Source organism: Streptomyces sp. NBC_01635, assembly GCF_045209715.1.
In the GTDB taxonomy this organism is placed as follows: domain Bacteria; phylum Actinomycetota; class Actinomycetes; order Streptomycetales; family Streptomycetaceae; genus Streptomyces; species Streptomyces hirsutus.
In genome coordinates this window covers 8,283,987-8,303,011 of sequence record NZ_CP109277.1, presented here as the reverse complement: position 1 = coordinate 8,303,011, position 19,025 = coordinate 8,283,987, and the positions used below count along the sequence as shown (strand labels likewise).

Here is a 19,025-nt window from a genome sequence, read left to right as displayed (position 1 = left end):
GTTGTCTCGTTGACGCATGCAACGAGACAGGAGACCTGTATGGCCACGCCCGCGGAGCCCACGTATCAGGAGCAGACGTTCCCGACCATTGCCGAGGCCGAAGAGGCCGCTGTGCGCGAGGGGCGGAGGTCCGCCTCGCCGGAGCCGAACGTCAATCAGGGCGGGCACGGCGGCATCAGACCGCTCGGTGCCGCCAGGCAGATCCTGGAGAAACCGGCCCCGTTCGACTCCGTGGAGAACGAGTTCTATCGAAGGGTCCGCGCCGGGTCCTACCCGGACCTCGAACCCGTCGTTCCGGCTTCGTACACGGCCGCGCAGGTGCGCGACCGGCTGGGTGACCAGTTGGATGCCACGGCCGGCAACGCGCTCGACGACCGGCGGCACATATACATCGAGAACATCACGTCCGACATGAGCCAGTCGAAGATCCTGGACGCCAAGATCGGCAGGTCGACCACGAGTTACCGGGAAAACAAGGCGCAGCAGGAGAAGTCCTCCTGGGACGCCGGGGTCAAGAGCTTCAAGTTCGCCCTGGGCATCGATCCGGTGACCGGCTCGACGCAGCGCGGGTGGCGCATCGTCGCGGGCACGGACGCGAGCGGGATCAGAGTGCTGGACGGCATGCAGTCGCAGTCGATCCTGGGCAAGTTCTCCGAGGACCCCGCGGTGTGGGATCAGTTGATCGGCAAGATGCAGGGCATCAGGGACGCGGCGGCGAGATCCGACCTCGGCTTCATCGCCGCCAGCGTGTTCTCGGTCCACGGCACCCAGAACGGGGAGACCAAGGTGGACGCCAGACTCATCGACTTCGCCCATGCGATCGACGCGCGAAATCCCTTCAAGCAGAGCCCGTCCCCCAGCCCCGAGGGCAGCCCGCGCCTCGGCGGCGGGCCGGCCGCCCCCGACCTGACGCGACTCAAGGACAAGTACCGGAACCAGTTCCTTGCCGGGATGGACTCCCTGATCAAGGACGCAACAAGGGTCCGCACAACGAAGACTGCGCTGGCGACGATGAACCCCACCCACGTGCGCCCACGAAGCGCCAGCCCTCAGCAGCAGCCCGCCGTCACAGCACCGACGAACACCACGAACACGGCACGGAGGCGCTGACCCGACGGCGGGAGCACGGGCCCGGTCACCGGGCGGCCTCGCTGTCGGCGGCCTCGCTGTCGGCGGTGTCGCCGCCCACGGCATGGATGTCGAGCTCGCCGTCCACCGCGTCCACGCGGACGGTCGCGCCGGATTCCAAGGCGCCCGACAGGAGCAGGTCGGCGAGGCGGTCGTCGAGCTCGCGCTGGATGGTGCGGCGCAGCGGCCGGGCGCCGAACTCGGGCTGGTGGCCGAGGTGGGCGAGCAGGTCGGCGGCGGCGTCGGTGACCTGAAGGGCGACGTCCTGGGCGTGCAGCCGGCGGCGGGTGTGCTCCAGGAGCAGGTCGACGATCTGCCGCAGCTGGCCGCGCTCGAGGCCGCGGAAGACGATGATCTCGTCGATGCGGTTGAGGAACTCGGGCCGGAAGTGCTGCTGCAGGGAGGGCATGACCGATGCGCGGACCTTGGCGTAGTCCTCGACGCCGGCGGAGAGGATGCGGTCGGCGCCGATGTTGGAGGTCATGATGACGACCGTGTTCTTGAAGTCGACGGTGCGCCCCTGGGCGTCGGTGAGGCGGCCGTCGTCCAGCAGTTGCAGCAGGACGTTGAAGACGTCCGGATGGGCCTTCTCGACCTCGTCCAGCAGCAGCACCGCGTACGGCCGGCGGCGCACGGCCTCGGTGAGCTGGCCGGCCTCGTCGTAGCCGACGTATCCGGGCGGGGCGCCGACCAGTCGGGCGACGGTGTGGCGTTCCTGGAACTCGCTCATGTCGAAGCGGATCATGCGGTTCTCGTCACCGAAGAGGGCGACTGCCAGCGCGCGGGCGAGCTCGGTCTTGCCCACCCCGGTGGGGCCGAGGAAGAGGAAGCTGCCCACCGGCCGGTCGGGGTCGGCCATGCCGGCGCGGGCCCGGCGCACCGCGCGGGCGACAGCGGCGACGGCCTCGTCCTGGCCGACCACCCGCTGGTGCAGGTGCCCTTCCAGACGCATGAGACGTTCCCGCTCCTCCTCGGTGAGCTGGGCGACGGGGATTCCGGTGGTGCGGGAGACGACCTCCGCGACGTCCTCGGCCGTGACCTTCGGCTCGGCCTGGTCGTGGTCCTCGGCCTGCGCGGTCTTCAGCTCCTGCTCGGTCTGCCTGACCCGGTCGCGCAGGTCCTTGGCGCGCTCGTAGTCCTCCTCGGCGACGGCCTGGTCCTTCTCCCGGCCCAGCGCGGCGATGCGGTCCTCGATGTCGCGGGTGTCGGCCGGGGTGGTCCTGGCGCGCAGCCGGACGCGGGCCGCGGCCTGGTCCATCAGGTCGATGGCCTTGTCGGGCAGGAAGCGTGAGGTGACGTAGCGGTCGGAGAGTTCGGCGGCGGCGACCAGCGCCTCGTCCTGGATGCGGACCTGGTGGTGGGCCTCGTAGCGGTCGCGCAGGCCGCGCAGGATCTCCACGGTGTCGTCGACGGTGGGCTCACCGACCAGGATGGGGGCGAAGCGCCGCTCGAGGGCGGCGTCCTTCTCGATGTGCTTGCGGTACTCGTCGACGGTGGTCGCGCCGATCAGGTGCAGTTCGCCGCGGGCCAGGGCGGGTTTGAGCATGTTGCCGGCGTCCATCGCGCCCTCGCCGCCTCCTCCCGCGCCGACGACGGTGTGCAGTTCGTCCAGGAACAGCACCAGGCCGTCGCCGTGTTCGCCGACCTCGTCCAGCAGCTTCTTCAGCCGCTCCTCGAACTCGCCCCGGTACTTCGTCCCGGCGACCATTCCGGCCAGGTCCAGGGAGACCAGCCGCTTGCCCTCCAGCGTGACCGGCACGTCGCCGGACACGATGCGCTGGGCGATGCCCTCGACGATGGCGGTCTTGCCCACGCCGGGGTCGCCGATCAGGACCGGGTTGTTCTTGGTGCGGCGGGAGAGGACTTCGATGGTCTGCTCGACCTCCTCGTCCCGGCCGATGACCGGGTCCAGCTTGCCCGCGCGGGCCTGTTCGGTCAGGTCACGCCCGAACTCGTCCAAGGTCGGTGTGCTGCTGGGCTGCTCGGCCGCCTGCCCGGGTGGAGCGGCGACAGCCTCGCCGCCGGCCTCGGCCAGGGTCCGTGCGGCCGACGACTCCGGGTTCGAGGCCAGGGCCTGCAGGATGTGCTCCGGCCCGATGTAGGAGGCGCCCAGGCGGCGGGACAGCTGGTAGGCGTCCAGCAGCGCCCGCTTCGCCGACGGCGAGAGCTCGTTCGGTCCTGATCCCGGCGCCGCCTCCAAGGCGGCGCCGGCCCCCAGACGCCGCCCCAGCGCGTCCACGTCGACACCGGCCTCGGTGAGCATGCGCCGGGTGCTGTCCACCTCGAGCGCGGCGGCCAGCAGGTGCCGGGCGCCCAGTTCCTCACTGCCCTCCCGGGCTGCCGCCTGCTGAGCGCGTGCGACCAGCTCCCGGGCACGCTCGGACAGCAGGCTTCCGACGTCGACCTGCCGGGGCCGCCGCTGTGCGGACAGTGGCCCGCTGCCGAAGAACCGGCCGAAGAGATCGTCGAAGTCGTCGAACGGGCCAGGCCCGAAACCGAATCCCGAAGTGCTCATCTCCTGCGTCCTTCCCTGAGGCCTCGGCCCTGCGTCACCGCGCGTGTCCGGAGCGGGTCGTCAGTACCTCGGCACGGCGGTTACCGCTGGTCGGACCTGCCCGGCACGGCGGGGCGAGCACGCCGCGGTGGTGGCGTCGTACGGCCGCCGGACCCCGTCGGCACCAGGCCTCCGGAGATCCGCGCACAGATGACGCCGACCGGCGCGAGGGCGGTCGCCCCTGCGTCCGGCCGGGCCCGGGGGGACGCTCCGGCGCCGGCCGGGGCGGCCGGCGCCCCCCTCCCGGACGACAGGGCCGCCACGTCGCGCGGGATCAGCGTCCACACCCGTTGCCGCGACACACCCTCACCTCATCACCCGACCCGGCGGACCCGTCACCGGAATCCATATGAACCTACACATACCGGACAAAGGTGCGGGGCGCAGGTCCGGACAGGGCCGGGCCGGGCGGGTCCGGCTCCACACCGGCACACACCGGCACATCAGGATCGTCCCGGCCCTCCTGACCCCCTCGCCGCCTCCTCGGCCGACCGGACAACAACCGCGACAAGGGCGTCGGGGGACCCGCAGAGGCGTCCGGGGAACCCCGTCGACCGGACGGAAACCCGTCCCTCCGGCACCCGCCGTGTGGAGCGGGAGCACCCGGCACCGCACCCGCCCCCTGCTGCCGCTGCCGCTGCCTACAGCGCGGTCCAGGTGAAGGTGACCTTGTCCCCGGCGTCCCCGGCCGTGATGCGGAACCGACAGCCGCTCGCCGGCTCGGAGCCTCCGACGTAGAGGTTCCGACGGCGGAGAAGTTCCGACGGCGGAGATGCTTCCATGCGCATCCGGTTTCCGGGACGCGCTCGAGGCCGAGGCTGGATTCACTGGCACTGGGGCACCCGGGGAAGGGAATATTGCTGTGCGGACGTGCCGTCGGCCGGCGAAGGAGATGAGGGTATGGCAGGGGTGGAGCCTACGCAGGCCCTCGGGGAACAGTTCCCGGCCGATTCTTCCGCCACGCTCACCAAGGCGCTGGAGGCCCTCGGGAGCGGCGCATACGTCGTGGACGAGCAGGGCCGCGTGCTCGCGGTCAACGCCCACGCCGAGCGGCTGCTGGCCCTGCCCGCCGAGGATCTCCTCGGTCGCGACGCGCACGACCTGCTGCACCGGGATGCTCACGGCCAGCTCTTGCCGAGGGCTCAATGCAGCATGCGGCAGGCTTTCCTCGCCGGGCGGACCGCCCAGGTGCAGGGGGACTACTTCGCATGCGGGGACGGCTCCCTGCTGCCCATCTCGTGGCTGATCACCCCCTACGACGTCGGTGACCACGAACTCGGCACGCTCGTTCTCTTCCACGCCCGGCATCCGCTGGAGGTCGACCCTCGGCCGGAGGCGACGGACAGGACGCTGCCGGAGCTCGAACGGCTCGCGCTGCTGGCCGAGACCACCACTCGGCTGACCTCCACTCTTGATGTCGAGGAGGCGCTGCGCCGGCTGGTGACCCTGGTGGTGCCCCGGCTGGCGGACTGGGCCGTCGTCGATTTGATCACCGAACACGACGAGGTGTGGCGCACTCTCGTCGTCCACGCGGACGGTGATGCCCTGGTGCGCCACGAGGGACTGCAAGGACCGATGCCACCGGTCCCGGAGGATTCCCAGATGCCCCTGTCCAGGGCCTTGCGCGGAGTCGCTTCCGCCCTGGCCGGCCCGCAGACCTACCAGGGGGTGCCGGATTCCGGCATCGCGCTCGAACAGCGCGGTCTGTTCGAGGCCACCGGCATCCGCTCCGCGGCCATAGCCCCCATCCGCAGCACGCGCGAAGTGCTGGGGGCCCTCACCCTGGGGCGCGCCGAGAAACTGGTGGACTTCACCACCGACGATCTCCCCCTGATCGAGGACATCGCCCGCCGGGCCGGCCTCGCCCTGGACAACGCGAGCCTCTACGAACGCCAGCGCAAGGTCGCGGAGACCATGCAGAACCACCTGCTGCCCCAGATGCCGCGTGTGCCCGGGTTGCAGATGACGGTGCGCTACCTGCCCGCACCCGACGCCTCACAGGTCGGAGGCGACTGGTACGACGCCTTCTCCTTGTCCGACGGCGCCACCGCGCTGGCCGTGGGAGACGTCGTGGGTCACGATCTGGAGGCCGCGGCCGGCATGGCGCAGCTGCGCAACATGCTCCGCGCTTACGCCTGGGCCCTGCGGGAACCCCCCAGCCGGATCGTCGGCCGGCTGGACGAGGCGCTCCTGCACATCACCGACGTCGCCATGGCCACCGTGATCTTCGCCCGGCTCGAGGAGGCGGACGACGGCCATTGGAAACTGTCCTGGACCAACGCCGGCCACCCGCCACCCCTGCTGATCAGCCACGACGGCCTGGCCGACTACCTCACGGACGGCCACGGCATTCTCCTGGGCACCGGGACCCACGGACCCCGCACCGACGCCGTCGCCCTGCTGCCGCCCGGATCCACCCTCCTGCTGTACACCGACGGCCTGATCGAAGAACCCGGCCACACCCTCGACGAGGGTCTGCGCCGGTTGCGCCAACACGCCGCCGCCCTCGCCCACCGCCCTCTGGCCTCCTTCACCGACCATCTGCTGCGCCGGGTCCGCCCCGTCGCCAACGACGACGACGTCGCCCTCCTCGCCCTGCGGACACCCGCCCGGAAGCGATCCTGACCGGCGGCTCCCCGTCGGGAGCCCGGCCCGGGCACGCCGAGCGGCGTACCCGGGCCTTCGCGCCTGCGGCGGCACCGATCCGCGCGGTCACACCGTCGTCAGCGCCGTGCGCCGGACGTGCGCGGCCGAGCCGGGCAGGGCGATGGCACGCAGGAAGGCGGCCGGGGAAGGCCTGTTGAGTGCGGCGCCCACCAGCAGCCAGCCGATGAGGCCGCCCAGGGCGTTGGCAAGAAGGTCGTTGACGTCGCAGGCCCGGCCGTTGTTGAAGAGCACGTAGCTCAGCAGCTGGGCCAGCTCGATGGACAGGCTCGCCAGCAGGCTCACCGCCGTCGCCCGGAGTGCGCCGGACACTCGGCTGATCAGCGGCAGCAGCATCCCGAGCGGTACGAACATGATCACGTTGGGGACGGCGGTCACGTCGGAGGTGATCAGGGGGATGAAGTTGATCTGGTGGTACCAGGGCGTCTGGTTGGCGTACTGCCCCCAGGTCACGGTGAGGGGGAAGACGGTGATCGACAGCACCGCGGCGGCATGGACGGCGGTGGTGATCCTCAATCCCGCGTGCCGGCCGGTCCAGCCCGGCTGCGACCGGCGTGCGCGGACGGCGGTCATGGCCGCGAAGGCGATCAGTGCGGGGCCCAGTACGTAGAGAGGGGGGATGTCGAAGTTCACGTTCACGTCAGGCTCCTACGGCGTCCGGCAGCGGTTCGGCGATCAGCATCCGGCTTCGCGGTCCCCGCGTGGATCGGAAGAAAGACAGGACTTGACCGGCACGGCTACGACTTTCGGCAGAGGGAAGGCGCCGCCCGTCGGCATACGCTGCTCGGCATGTGTTTCCCCCGGAGGAGGCCGGGCGACGGCTTCCGCCCCCTTCGCTCCCTGCTGTGGACGGCCGTGACCGGTGCTGTGGTGGCCGCCGCGCTGCTGGACGTGCGCTACGACACGTTCCGGCAGCCGGACACCGGAACCCTGCTGGGCGTCTCGGCCGCGGTGACGGCCCTCTCGCTGCCGGCTCTGCTCGCGTCGGCCGGGCGTGGCGCCCGGCCGGGGGTGATCGTCTGTCCGGGCGGGGCCGCCGCGGTCGCCTCGCTCGCCTGCTCCGTGGGGCTGCACCTGAATGGCCGCGAGGCGTCGGCGTCCTCCGCCTACGGCGCCTTCGAACCCGTGGCTCTGCTGGTGGTGCTGGCGGTCACCGCACGACGCGGCATGCCGGTGCCCGCGGCGGTCGTCACCGTCGGCCTGCTGGCCGCGGTGATCGCGCGTCCCTTGGCGCTGCACGTCCACGAAGGCAGCGTCATCGTCTCCTTCGTCCTGACGCTCGTGGCCGTGGCCGTGGCGGGGGCGAGTGTGGCCGCCCGGCTGGTGGCGGCCGACCGACGGCAACGGGAGCACCGGATCCGTCTGCACCAGAGGGTCGACCTGGCACGGGAGCTGCACGACTTCGTGGCTCACCACGTGACCGGCATCGTCGTGCAGGCCCAGGGTGCCCAGGCGGTCGCCGCCAAACGCCCGGACCTGGTCGTGCCCGCGCTGGAACGCATCGAGCGGACCGGCGCGGAAGCGCTGGTCTCGCTGCGCCGCATGGTGGGCCAACTCCGCGCCGAGGACAGTGGGATGCCGCTCGTCGCACCGGTGGAGATCCGCGGACTGCGCACCCTCGTCGCCGACTTCAGGATGCGAGGCGTGTCCTCGCAGCTCATCGAGGACGGGCCCACGGAGACCCTGCCGCCGGAGGTGGCCGCCGTCGTCCACCGCGTGACGATGGAATCCCTCACCAACGTACGCAAACACGCCCACGACTGCCGCGACGTCCGGGTCCGCGTGCAGGTTCTTCCGCAGCGGACCGTCGTCGAAATCACCAACGACGGTACGGCCCGCCGGGCCACCGCCGACGGCTACGGCCTCAAGGGGTTGCGGGAACGGGTCACCGGAGTCGGGGGCACGTTCCGTGCCGGTGCCACCGCGGACGGAGGATGGCTGGTCCGCGCCTGCCTGCCGCTCGCTCCGGCCGGGACGGACGGGCCGTGATCCGCGTACTCATCGTCGACGACCAGGCCATCGTGCGCACCGGCATGGCCATGATCCTGGCGGCCGAGGACGATATCGACGTCGTCGCCGAGGCCGTGGACGGCGTCCACGCCCTCGAGGAGGCCGCCCGGCACCGGCCCGACGTCGTCCTGATGGACATCCGCATGCCGCGCCTCAACGGCCTGGACGCGCTGCGTGCGCTGACCCGCCCCACGGCGGACCACGTCCCGAAGGTGGTCATGGTCACCACATTCGACGACGAGGAGTACGTCAACACCGCCCTCCAGTCGGGTGCCTGCGGTTTCGTCCTCAAGGACTCCGGTCCCCGGCTGCTGGCGGAGGCGGTACGGGCCGCGGCGGTGGGAGACTCCCTCATCAGCCCCTCGATCACGGTCCGTCTGCTGCGCCGACTGGTGGCGCCCGGTGCGCGGCGGTCACCGGACGCGGATCTCTCCCCGCGTGAAGTGGACGTCGTCCGGCTCGTCGCACAAGGGCTGACCAACGCCGAGATCTCGCACACCCTGAGCATCACGGTGGGCACGGTCAAGACCCACCTGGGCAACATCCAGGGCAAGCTCGCCGTCCGCAACCGGGTGGAGATCGCCGCATGGGCCTGGCGGGTCGGACTGGCCCGGGCGGACTGAGGCACGGCAGGCCGCCGCGGCATCCACAGGGGCGGACCGGTCGGCCACCGCGCTGCGCACTCGCCTCACCGGCGTTGCGGAGGGCCGTCCGCTCCGTCGGCGGCGGGAGTCGCGCACGGCCGGTCCTCGTCCGCCGCGGAGAGCCACGCGGTCCGCTGCACGGACGTGCCGGCGAAGGCGACGGTCAGCAGGTACTGCGCCGCCACGTAGGTCGCCATGACCACGAAGGGGCGTCCGCCGAAACCCAGCCCCGCGGCGCCGAGTCCGATGAGCAGGTCCGAGCAGACGAACAGCGCACCGCCCCAGGCCGCCCTCCTCCCCCTCACGGGCGCGGCACACGCCATGGCGACCAGGGCCAGACTGTAGGGGGCGACCGCCCACACCAGGGCCCCGAGAAGGGGTGCCAGAGCCACGTTCCCCACGGCCCACGCCACCAGCCAGCCCGCGCACCACCGTCGCCGCGCTCGGAGAAACGGGAGCGCGCCCTGCTTGGCGAAGGCGGTGATGTAGCAGACCTGAGCGCCCAGGAAGCAGGCGACACCGGCCATGAAGGCACCGGTGCCCGACAGCAGCAGGGCCACGTCGCCCGCGGTCGACAGGATCAGTGCGGCGAGCACGAAGGGATGGCTCCGGCCCGTGCGGAGCCACAGGTACAGTGCCAGCACCGGAGCGAGCAGCGGCTTGCTGACCCACTCCAGAACCTCGTGGTGCAGAGCCACTCCGGTCAGGTTCAGCAGGACGAGCCCCGCGTACGCGACGAGCAGGGGCGGCATCGTCAGACCACTACCTTCGGCGACCACCCGGGAGGGCCCGGGAACCGGCACCGGACGATCGGGATGCGGTCAGAGTGCACCGGATGCGGCTCGCCGGAGACTGCTCCACACCGAACATGATCATCCGTCATGGCCCTCACCATGCCTCCGTGTTGACCAACGGTCAACCGGTCGGGCCGCATGCGCGGGGCACCACGAGGCCGCGCTCCGCCCACACCGTCTTGCCGCCCGGCGGGTACGGCTCGCAGCCCCAGGCGTCCGCGAGCGAGGCGACGAGGAGCAGACCCCGCCCGGACTCACCGTCGGCCTCGACGTCCGGCCTCGGCACGGGCGGGCGTTCGCCCCGCGCATCGGTGACCTCGATCCGCAGGGTGGCGGGGGTCAGGGTGAGGGCGAAGCGTGCGTTCCGACCCCGCGCCCGGCCGTGCAGGGCCGCGTTCGCGGCCAGTTCGGCGACGAGGAGGGAGGCCGTGGCCGTGCCGCCGTCGGCGACGGCGCCGGACTTTGGCCGCCGCTGCGCGGCGAGCCGGCGCTCGGCGGCATGGCGTGCGGTGTGCGCGCCGTGCGCCGTGCGCCATGGTGGGAAACATGGTGCGGAAGTGGGCCGTGCCGACGATCGGTTCACCAGGTGCGGTGACGGTTTCCTGATTCACCTCACCGAGGGTGACGGAGTCGCCCTACAGTGGGGAGCACCCCGGACGGCACACAGGGCGACTGTCCCGGCACGGAGGGTGCGATGTGTGGGCGTACGGGCGTGACCCGGCGGCCCCTTCGTCTCGCCATGGGCACTCCGTTTCTGCTCTTACGGCCTCCGCACGTAGGGCGGCACGACATTTCATGGGTAGCCGGCCGCTCGGGCGGAAACTCCGTAACCGGGCCGCTGCTCGACGAGCATGTCCTGGGTTGCGAAGCCGGACCGGCTCTCGGACCGATTCACGGCCCTGGTCACCGGGTACCCGAGACCTCCATGCGCGGGCCCGCTGCGCGTCGAACCAGGCCAGGAGGCCGCTGGGGCCGACGAGAGCCCCACACTCTTCGGCGGGAGCCGGGCGACTCCGCTGCTGTACGACCCCGACGGAGGACGGTATCGCGATGACCGAGTACGAGCGTTCACGGACCATGCCGGCCCAGCCCGAGCACGTCTTCGACCAGGCCGCCCAGGTCGACCAGCTGGAAACCTGGCTGCCGGAAGCCCTGCACGTGGACGCCGGGGAGCTTCCGGCCGTCACCGTGCACGAGGACCGCACCGACGAGGACACCTCCGCCTTGTTCCGTGCCCGGCCCGACCAGATGCGGCTGGAATGGGGCACCCGCGACCAAGGCAGCTACACGGGGTGGCTCCAGGTCGCCGGCATCGACAGCGGAGCCAGTGAGGTGACCGTGCACCTGTCGTTCTTCGACGACAGCCACGACCCGGGCGAGGGAGCCGTACGCGACGCCCTGGACACCAGTCTTCAACGTCTGGAGGAACAGGTACGGCTGCGCGTGGACAACGCGGCCGGCTGACGGATGAAGCCCCCATGGCACGCGTCAAGCAGTACGCCGTAGCCGCCTCCGGGCAGTGGCCGGACGAGAGGAAGACCGCCGCCGACCGCCCGCAACAGGGTTCGCGGTGACAGGGGCGAAGAACGCGCGCTGCGAGGGGCGAGCCCTCTGAGGAAACCGACCGAAGCAACCGGTTGCATCCCCCTGAGCGGGGCCGTCCAGGAGACGGCCCCGCTCGGTGCGTGTGTTCCCGGACTCTCAGGGCGGATGGGGCCCCGGGCCGGAAGCACGCTCGGCGTTTCGGCCACCGCCGCCGGATTCCTGGCCCTATGTGCGACAAGGGTCGGTGCACCCCACATGCTCCGCCACGCCCCGATCCCGGGGTTCCGCACGCGACCGAAACACAGGTGTTCGAAACCCCCGCCGGGTCGTTGAGCCCGGGAAGCCAACCGCAGCGACCGTCAAGGGGGGCCCACCATGACCTCGGCCGGCACACAGGAACAACCGGATCCCGGCACACCGGGGCCGGACAGGGCTTCGGTCACGGGTGGTTCGAGCGGGGGCTCGCTCACGGGCTCGGGAGGAACACGATGACGGAGTCCACGAAGGGGGCGAAGGCCGAAGCCGGAAGGCGTCCCGTGCGGAGGTTCTTCGGTCGCGTGCGGATGGCCGAGCCCCAGGTCTCCGATGCCGAGAGGGAGTTGTTCGGCGGTCCGCTGCGCTACGACATGGGCTGGTCGGAACACGAGCACGCCCAACTCGACCTGACCATGCTGTCCGCCCTGCGTTCCATGCCGAGGCTGGTCGGGGCGACCTTGCGGATGGCCTGTCAGGCGAACCGGCGTGCCCTGCTCGCCGTCGCGATCAGCGAGGTCGGACAGGGCATCGCCGCAGCCATGGGGCTGCTCGCCGTCAACGCCGTCATGCACACGCTGCTCGGCTCGGGCACGCCGGTGGAGCGGCTGCACGCGATGCTCCCGGCCCTGACCGTCGGCGCCGGGGCCGCCGTGGTCAATTCGGGTCTGGCCGGATGGTCCACCGCGCGGGCCGGCCGACTGGAGCCGCTGGTCGAGCGGATCGCCACGACCCAGTACCTGGCCGCCGCCGCGTCGGTGGAGCTGGAAGCCATCGAGGATCCGGAGTTCCGGCGGCTGATCGACGTCGCCCAGTACGGCGCCGCGTCCGCCCGCCGCATGATCGGCGCCTGCGTGGCCTCGCTGAACGGGGGCATTTCCCTGATCTCCACGGCCGGAGTCCTCACCATCCTGCACCCGGCCCTGCTGCCGATGCTGATCCTGATCGCGGCCCCACGCGGCTGGGGCGCGATGCGGGTGGCGCAGGAACGGTACGTGTCGGTGATGAGCTGGGTCGAACACGTACGGGCCGGCCGCCTCATCGGCAACCTGCTCACCGAACGCACCGCCGCGCAGGAGGTGCGCATCCACTCCGTCGGGCCGTTCCTGCTCAGCCGCTACGAGCGCATGGCCGAAAGCGCCGAGGCCGAGCAGGAGCGGCTGGCCTCCAGCAAGGCCGTCACGGAGTGGGTGGCCGCCGCGCTGTCCGGCGTGGCCATGGCCGTCACCTACGGAATCATGTTCTGGCTGATCATGGGCGGGCACATGAGCCTGGCCGTCGCCGGCACCGCGGTCATCGCCGTCCGCTCCGGCTCGGCGAGCCTGGGCGCGCTCGTGATGAACGTGAACCAGCTGCACGAGGAGTCCCTCTACGTCCGCGACCACTCCCGCTTCCTGGACGAGGCGACGCGCCGGACCATCCCCAGCGGGGGCGATCCCGTCCCCTCGCGGGTACGACAGGTCACGCTCGACCAGGTCACCTACCGCTACCCGGACCGGGCGGATCCCGCGCTGGACGAGGTGTCGCTCACGCTGCCCATGGGCTCGGTCACCGCCGTGGTGGGCGAGAACGGCTCCGGCAAGAGCACCCTGATGAAACTGCTGTCGGGCCTGTTGCTGCCGCAGGTCGGGACCGTACGCTGGGGCGATGCCGAAGTGGCTTCCCTGGACCGCTCCCAGCTCTTCGACCGCGTCGCGCTGCTCACCCAGGACTTCCAGCGCTGGCCCGTGACGGCGGCGATGAACATCCGGATCGGCCGGCCCGCCCACGAGGCCGGCCCCGAGGACCTTCGGCCGTCCGTCGACTACGCGAGTGCCGGACCGATCGTCGCGAAACTCCCCGACGGCCTGCAGAGCCTGCTGGCCCGCGTGTTCCGCGGCGCCAGTGAACTGTCCGGCGGCGAGTGGCAGAAGATCGGCCTGGCCCGCACCCACTGGCGCAGCTCCACCGCGGCGGCGGAGGGCGTCCTGATCGTGGACGAACCCACCTCCGCCCTCGACCCGCAGGCCGAGATCGCCGCCTTCGACCGCATCCGCCGGCTCGCCTCCCCGGACCTGGCCGTCGTCCTGGTCACCCACCGCATGTCCGGGGTCCGGCACGCCGACCGCATCTACGTCCTGCACCAGGGCCGACTGGCCGAACAGGGCAGTCACCAGGAGCTGATGGCCGCCCGGGGCCGGTACGCCGCGATGTTCGACGCCCAGGCCGCCCAGTACGCCCCGGCACCCACCGTGCCCCACCCTGCCCCGCCCACCGTCGTGGACCCTGCTTGAAGGAGCCCCTTCGCATGGGTCCCTCCCCCGCCCTCCGCCCCTGGGAGTTCGCATGACCGTCGAGGACCTCAACACCGAAGCCTGGACCACGTACGGCCGACGTCAGCTGGATCACGGGTACATGCCGCCCGTCCCCGAACGACTGGAGTGGAGTCCCTGGAAAGGGGTCGGCCCCGGTACGGAGCTCCTCGGCGACATCGCCGGAAAACGTGTCCTGGACATCGGCTCCGGTGCCGGGCACTACGCCGTGCACCTGGCCCGCGCACACGGCGCGCAGGTGACCGCGGTCGAACGGTCCGCCACCCAGCACCGACGGGCCACCGGCGCCCACGCGGGTACGCCGGGCGTGCGGTTCGTGCACGGCGACGTGGTCGACCTCCTTCGTACGGCCGAACCCTTCGATGCCGCGTATGCCATCGGAAGCCTGGCCTTCGTCGACCCGCACCGCGTCCTGCCCGCGCTGCGCGACGGACTCCGCCCCGGCGCCCCGCTGGTTCTCTCGCTCCTCCACACCGACCTGCACGGCCGCGGTCCGTCCACGACGGTCGGGGCCCGCGAGCAGATGGTCAGGCTCCGTGACGAGCCGCCTCTCTCCACCCGGATGTGGGTTCTGGCACCGCGGTTGTGGGAGGACCTGCTCGCGGAGTACGGCTTCCGGGTCGAGGGCATCGACCTGCTGCGGTCCTCCGACGAGGACAGCCCGGTCGTGCAGCAACTCGTCCGCGCCCGTCGTCTCCCGGTCCGGCCCGTACACGTCTCCAGTCGGCCCCGCACCACGAGGCCTCCCGTGCCGCACGCGGCCGTCGGTGTCGGTGCCATCGTCCTCGGTGACCAGGGCGTGCTGCTCGGGCGCCACCGGCACGGCACCTTCGAGCTGCCCGGCGGGACCGTGGAGGCCGGGGAGTCCCTGGAAACGACCGTGGTGCGTGAACTCGCCGAGGAAACCGGGCTGATCGCCCGGCCCGACGATGTCACGCTTCTGGGAACGCTGGTCGACCACGTCGATGACGTCGTACGGGTCACCGTCGGTGCCGTCGTCCACGCATGGCAGGGCCGGCCGGCCACGCAGCCGGACGAGAGCGTCGGCGAGTGGGCCTGGTATCCCCTGGACCGGTTGCCCGGCGGTCTGTTCGTGTGCAGCGCCCAGATCCTCACCGCCTGGCGTCCCGACCTGCCCATCGACCACACTCCGGCGCATTTCACGCCGTACGGCCACCGCACGGCACGACGGTGATCGCCGTGACCGGCGCCCGTGGTGACCGGTCCGGCGGGGGTGCTGCCGACGGATCGGACGGACGGAGGCAGCCGCAGATCAGCTGTTGTACTTCTGATGGACATCGTTGACGGTGGCCGCCAGGTCGCTCAGGTCGGGGCGTACGGCGTGCGCGATCGAAGGGGCGTCGCTCGCGTGGAGACGGTTGATCCACACGCGGGTGATGTCGAGTTCGCCGGCCGGAACCATGTCGTGGAAGTAGCTCTGCGCCACGTGCACCCAGCGGTCACGGGTGACGCCGAGGGACTTCTCGAAGTACTCGAAGTGGTGGTGGGCCGGCTTGTAGGCGCCGGCGTCTTCGGCGGTGACGATCGCGTCGAACCGGACCTGCAGGCGGCGCTGGGTCTCTCCGATGACGACGCGGTCGCAATTGGTGAGCAGGGCGAGGTTCCAGCCGGACTCCCGCAACTCTCGCAGGGCCTGCCGCACCTCGGGGAAGACCGGCCAGAACGGGATGCCGGCCGTCAGGACACGGGCGTCGTCCTCCAGCAGATCGATCTTCGCCTCGGCGGCCGTGCGCTTCAGGGCCTCCGTCAGGACGTCGCTGTAGCGCATGGAGGGGTGCTCGCGCTGCACCCGCGGCTCGTGGCGGTTGTAGACGTCCAGCAGCTCCCAGCCCTTACCGGGCGCGACCAGTTCGATGCCGGTGGCGATGCCGTGGCGCCAGTCCACGAGAGTGCCGAAACAGTCGAAGGTGACCCAAAGCTTCTCGCTCATCGACCTTTCTCCAGGTCTCGGAAGGAGCCGGGGGCGGCATCCGCAGCATGACCACGAGCCACCGGCACTGCCGGCACTGCCGACAGTTGGATTGTCTGCGATCCCGGGCCCGGGCGCTTTTCGTCAGCTGCCCAGTACTGCGCCGGTGCTTGCCTCGCGGGCATGGGGGAACAGCACGAGCGGGACGAGCGGCAGGCACACCGGTTCGAGCGGGGCACGGACGGGCCCGAGGTCGTCGTCATCGGCGTGGACGGCTCCGACTCCTCGATGCGGGCCGCCGCGTATGCCGCCGGTCTCGCCCGGGGCAGGGCGCGCTGCTCGCGGTGGTGTACGTGCAGCCGTCGCTGACGGCGGGGCGGTCCCGGGTGCGCCGGTGGCCGAGACGACCCACTAGATCGCCGAGCACCTCGTACAGCAGATCCGGGAGGCAGCCGAACGGGTGAAGGGGATCGGCGAGATCCGCCGGGAGTTGCCCACGTTCCGCGGCGCCCCCTACAACGGCCTGACGAGGGCCGCCGACGAGCTGAGGGCGGGCGCGGTGGTGGCGGGAGCCTCCGGGCAGGCCGGTCATCGGATCATCGGCTCGGTCGCGGGTCCCCTGGTGCAAGCGGGACGATGGTCGGTGACGGTGGTGCCGTAGGCAGGGCCTGGACCGGTGGGCCGGACCGGCGGCCGCCCCGCCGCGGTCCGGCCGCGTGCGTGGCGGTCCTCCGTACCCGGTGGCGCTGGGCCCGCACCATCCGCCGTCAGCCGTTGCCGTGAGCGAAGAGGTGAGGCAGATGGCCGGACTCCGGATGGGCGAGGGCATTCTCCGCCGTAAACCCATCGAACACATCGAGGAGACGGAAGTCGGCGAGGGGCCTCGGCTGGAGCGGACGCTGGGGCTGTGGCAGCTGACCGCGATCGGTGTGGGCGGCATCATCGGCGCGGGCATCTTCACCCTCGCCGGCACGGTGGCCAACGGCACGGCGGGGCCCGCGGTACTGGTGTCCTTCCTCATCGCGGGCGTGGCCAGTGCGGCAGCGGCCCTGTCGTACGCCGAGTTCGCGAGCCTGATCCCGAAGGCGGGTTCGGCCTACACCTACGGCTACGCGGTGCTCGGCGAGTTCGCCGGCTGGTTCATCGGCTGGGACCTGCTCCTGGAGTACACGGCGATCGTGGCGGTGGTCGCGATCGGCATCTCCGGCTACTTCAGTTTCCTGATCGAGGACATGGGCGCGCAACTGCCCGCCTGGATGCTGGGCGCGCCCGGCACCGGTGCCGGGCACAAGGTGGATCTGTTCGCTGCGCTCCTGTGCCTGCTCATCGCCTGGCTGCTGACCCTCGGCATCCGCAGCGCGGCCCGCTTCGAGACGATCGTGGTGGGGTTGAAGGTGCTGGTCGTGCTGGTGGTGATCGCGGTCGGTGTCTTCCACATCGACACCGCCAACTACCACCCGTTCTTCCCCTACGGGATCAGCGGGGCGTTCACGGGTGCGGCGACCGTGTTCTTCGCGGTCTTCGGCTACGACGCGATGTCGACGGCGGCCGAGGAGTCCAAGGACGCGCGGCGGCACATGCCGAAGGCGATCATCTACTCGCTGGCGATCGCGATGGTGCTGTACGTGGCGGCCTGTCTGGTGCTGACCGGTATGCAGAACTACAAGGACATCGACAAGGAGAGCGGCTTCTCGACCGCCTTCCAGTCGGTGGGGCTGGACCGGCTGGCGGACGTGATCGCGGTGGGCGCGATCGTCGGCATCCTCACCGTGATGTTCACGTTCATGCTGGGTGTGACCCGGGTGTGGTTCTCCATGTCACGGGACGGGCTGCTGCCCAAGTGGTTCGCGAAGACGCACCCCACGCGGCACGTGCCGACGCGCGTGACGTGGATCGTCGGGGTGGCGTCGGCCGCCATCGCCGGCTTCCTGCCGATCGCGGAGGCGGCCGAACTGACCAACATCGGCATCCTGCTGGCGTTCGTGGTGGTGTGCACGGCGGTGATCGTGCTGCGCTACCGGCAGCCGGACCTGCCGCGCGGCTTCCGTACCCCGTGGATGCCGTTCGTGCCGGCGCTGGGTGTGGTCTTCTCGATCTGGCTGATCACGTTCCTGCAGTGGCAGACCTGGGTGCGGTTCGTCATCTGGTTCCTGATCGGGTGCGTGATCTACTTCTCGTACTCGTACAAGCGCTCGGAGCTGGCCAAGCGCCAGGTGCGTATCGAGTCGTGATCAACGGGTGGCCCGGATGAGGTCTTCGATCCGGATGGTGATCGCCGGGGACACCGGGATACCGGTGGACGTCTGCGGGGCCGCCGAGCTGCGGGACCGCGTGGTGTCCCGGGCGCACGACACCGGGCACCTGATGGCCCGGGTGCTGCTGCGCGCCCGGCTCGACGACGTGCCTCCGCTGCGGGTCGCCGAGCGGCTGATCGGCGACCCGGCGGGGACCTGACCGCCGCTTCGGGGCCTTGGGCTTGGGGGCCTCAGGAAGGCGGGCGGAGGTAGTTGAGGACGAGGCGGGTGAGTTCCTCGGTGAACTGGTCCCTCGGGATGGGCGGGCGGTCGAGCAGGTGGCGGACGGTGAGGTGTTCGACCGTGCGGACCAGCATCCATACGGCCGTGTCGAGGGGAGTGTCGGGGCGCAGGCCCCGGCCCCGGGTCGTCAGGTAGGCGAGGACCAGTTCGCCGATGCGCTGCTCGAAGGCGCGCAGGGCGCGTCCGTCGTCGAGGCGGGGGCCGTCCTCGACGGCGGCGCGCAGCAGCGGTGGTTCGACGTCGAGTCCGTCGAGCAGCGCCGCGACGGTGGTCCGGACGATCACGGGTGCGGGTTGTGCGAACTGGCCGGACATCCGGGTGGTGACGTGCGAGACGAGGGTGTCGCTGTAGCGTTCCAGTACCGCCAGGACGTTGGCGTCCTTGTGGGGGAAGTACTGGTACAGCGAGCCGGGGCTGATGCCCGCCGTGGCCGTGATCCGGCTGGTGGACGCGCCCGCGTAGCCGTACTCGGCCAGGACCTGCCGGCCGGCCGGCCCCGATGATGTTCTCCACCATCGCCCGGGACCGCTCCTGCCGCGGCGTCCCGCGCGTACCTGCTGCGCCGCGGCGACCGGTTCATCGAGCGGAATCTTCGGCGGCACTTCGGCGAACAGGCCCCGAGGGTGGGGGCGGTTCACGTGGGGGCGCCGGGGAA

16 protein-coding genes and 1 pseudogene are annotated in these 19,025 nt (G+C 71.2%); 10 read left to right on the top strand and 7 right to left on the bottom strand.

Features of this window, described 5'->3' with window-relative positions; genetic code table 11:
- Positions 1 to 39 precede the first annotated feature (39 nt).
- Positions 40 to 1,110: an inositol polyphosphate kinase family protein gene (locus OHB56_RS37850; RefSeq protein WP_406358381.1), complete on the top strand. Its 1,071-nt coding sequence runs from the start codon at positions 40 to 42 to the stop codon at positions 1,108 to 1,110.
- Positions 1,111 to 1,135: 25 nt separating this feature from the next.
- Here OHB56_RS37850 and OHB56_RS37845 read toward each other — a convergent pair whose 3' ends face one another.
- Together OHB56_RS37845 and OHB56_RS37840 are read right to left on the bottom strand one after the other, a co-directional pair.
- Positions 1,136 to 3,643 (bottom strand): ATP-dependent Clp protease ATP-binding subunit, encoded by a 2,508-nt coding sequence (locus OHB56_RS37845; protein ID WP_406358379.1) that lies wholly within the window; start codon positions 3,641 to 3,643, stop codon positions 1,136 to 1,138.
- Positions 3,644 to 4,323: 680 nt separating this feature from the next.
- Positions 4,324 to 4,464 (bottom strand): hypothetical protein, encoded by a 141-nt coding sequence (locus OHB56_RS37840; protein WP_326756207.1) that lies wholly within the window; start codon positions 4,462 to 4,464, stop codon positions 4,324 to 4,326.
- 118 nt (positions 4,465 to 4,582) lie between these two features.
- Here OHB56_RS37840 and OHB56_RS37835 point away from each other — a divergent pair, with 118 nt between their 5' ends.
- Positions 4,583 to 6,307 carry a SpoIIE family protein phosphatase gene (locus OHB56_RS37835; protein WP_406358376.1) on the top strand — a complete coding sequence of 575 codons (1,725 nt, stop codon included), beginning with the start codon at positions 4,583 to 4,585 and terminating at the stop codon, positions 6,305 to 6,307.
- An 87-nt stretch (positions 6,308 to 6,394) separates the two neighbouring features.
- Here OHB56_RS37835 and OHB56_RS37830 read toward each other — a convergent pair whose 3' ends face one another.
- A complete protein-coding gene (locus OHB56_RS37830) occupies positions 6,395 to 6,985 on the bottom strand; it encodes a VanZ family protein (RefSeq protein ID WP_055593648.1) in 591 nt (196 codons plus the stop codon).
- Positions 6,986 to 7,201: 216 nt separating this feature from the next.
- Here OHB56_RS37830 and OHB56_RS37825 point away from each other — a divergent pair, with 216 nt between their 5' ends.
- Positions 7,202 to 8,335 carry a sensor histidine kinase gene (locus tag OHB56_RS37825; RefSeq protein ID WP_406358374.1) on the top strand — a complete coding sequence of 378 codons (1,134 nt, stop codon included), beginning with the start codon at positions 7,202 to 7,204 and terminating at the stop codon, positions 8,333 to 8,335.
- Positions 8,281 to 8,979 (top strand): response regulator transcription factor, encoded by a 699-nt coding sequence (locus tag OHB56_RS37820; protein ID WP_326756203.1) that lies wholly within the window; start codon positions 8,281 to 8,283, stop codon positions 8,977 to 8,979. The genes OHB56_RS37825 and OHB56_RS37820 overlap by 55 nt, the downstream gene beginning before the upstream one ends.
- A gap of 65 nt (positions 8,980 to 9,044) precedes the next feature.
- On the opposite strand, the gene OHB56_RS37815 is transcribed toward OHB56_RS37820, so the two are convergent.
- Both OHB56_RS37815 and OHB56_RS37810 read right to left on the bottom strand, forming a co-directional pair.
- The gene (locus OHB56_RS37815) at positions 9,045 to 9,752 is read right to left on the bottom strand and encodes a lysoplasmalogenase (RefSeq protein ID WP_406358372.1); all 708 of its coding nucleotides are present in this window, start codon (positions 9,750 to 9,752) and stop codon (positions 9,045 to 9,047) included.
- Positions 9,753 to 9,915: 163 nt separating this feature from the next.
- Positions 9,916 to 10,377 (bottom strand): ATP-binding protein, encoded by a 462-nt coding sequence (locus OHB56_RS37810; protein WP_406358370.1) that lies wholly within the window; start codon positions 10,375 to 10,377, stop codon positions 9,916 to 9,918.
- Between the two features lie 467 nt (positions 10,378 to 10,844).
- Here OHB56_RS37810 and OHB56_RS37805 point away from each other — a divergent pair, with 467 nt between their 5' ends.
- From OHB56_RS37805 to OHB56_RS37795, 3 genes are all read left to right on the top strand, one after another.
- Positions 10,845 to 11,258 carry an SRPBCC family protein gene (locus tag OHB56_RS37805; RefSeq protein ID WP_055593652.1) on the top strand — a complete coding sequence of 138 codons (414 nt, stop codon included), beginning with the start codon at positions 10,845 to 10,847 and terminating at the stop codon, positions 11,256 to 11,258.
- 569 nt (positions 11,259 to 11,827) lie between these two features.
- Positions 11,828 to 13,864 carry an ATP-binding cassette domain-containing protein gene (locus OHB56_RS37800; RefSeq protein ID WP_406358368.1) on the top strand — a complete coding sequence of 679 codons (2,037 nt, stop codon included), beginning with the start codon at positions 11,828 to 11,830 and terminating at the stop codon, positions 13,862 to 13,864.
- A gap of 52 nt (positions 13,865 to 13,916) precedes the next feature.
- Positions 13,917 to 15,098: a bifunctional class I SAM-dependent methyltransferase/NUDIX hydrolase gene (locus OHB56_RS37795; RefSeq protein WP_406358366.1), complete on the top strand. Its 1,182-nt coding sequence runs from the start codon at positions 13,917 to 13,919 to the stop codon at positions 15,096 to 15,098.
- A 78-nt stretch (positions 15,099 to 15,176) separates the two neighbouring features.
- Here the strand turns inward: OHB56_RS37795 and OHB56_RS37790 are convergent, their stop codons facing one another.
- Positions 15,177 to 15,854, bottom strand: coding sequence for an HAD family hydrolase (locus OHB56_RS37790; protein ID WP_406358364.1), 678 nt, complete (start codon positions 15,852 to 15,854; stop codon positions 15,177 to 15,179).
- A gap of 162 nt (positions 15,855 to 16,016) precedes the next feature.
- Here OHB56_RS37790 and OHB56_RS37785 point away from each other — a divergent pair.
- The 3 genes and pseudogenes from OHB56_RS37785 (at position 16,017) to OHB56_RS37775 (ending at position 18,287) form a co-directional block, all read left to right on the top strand.
- Positions 16,017 to 16,494: pseudogene (locus tag OHB56_RS37785) on the top strand (universal stress protein).
- A gap of 139 nt (positions 16,495 to 16,633) precedes the next feature.
- A complete protein-coding gene (locus OHB56_RS37780; protein ID WP_326756195.1) occupies positions 16,634 to 18,064 on the top strand; it encodes an amino acid permease in 1,431 nt (476 codons plus the stop codon).
- Positions 18,065 to 18,080: 16 nt separating this feature from the next.
- On the top strand, positions 18,081 to 18,287 hold the full coding sequence (locus tag OHB56_RS37775) for a hypothetical protein (RefSeq protein ID WP_326757307.1): 207 nt from the start codon (positions 18,081 to 18,083) through the stop codon (positions 18,285 to 18,287).
- A 31-nt stretch (positions 18,288 to 18,318) separates the two neighbouring features.
- Here OHB56_RS37775 and OHB56_RS37770 read toward each other — a convergent pair whose 3' ends face one another.
- A complete protein-coding gene (locus OHB56_RS37770; protein WP_406358361.1) occupies positions 18,319 to 19,008 on the bottom strand; it encodes a TetR/AcrR family transcriptional regulator in 690 nt (229 codons plus the stop codon).
- Positions 19,009 to 19,025 lie beyond the last annotated feature (17 nt).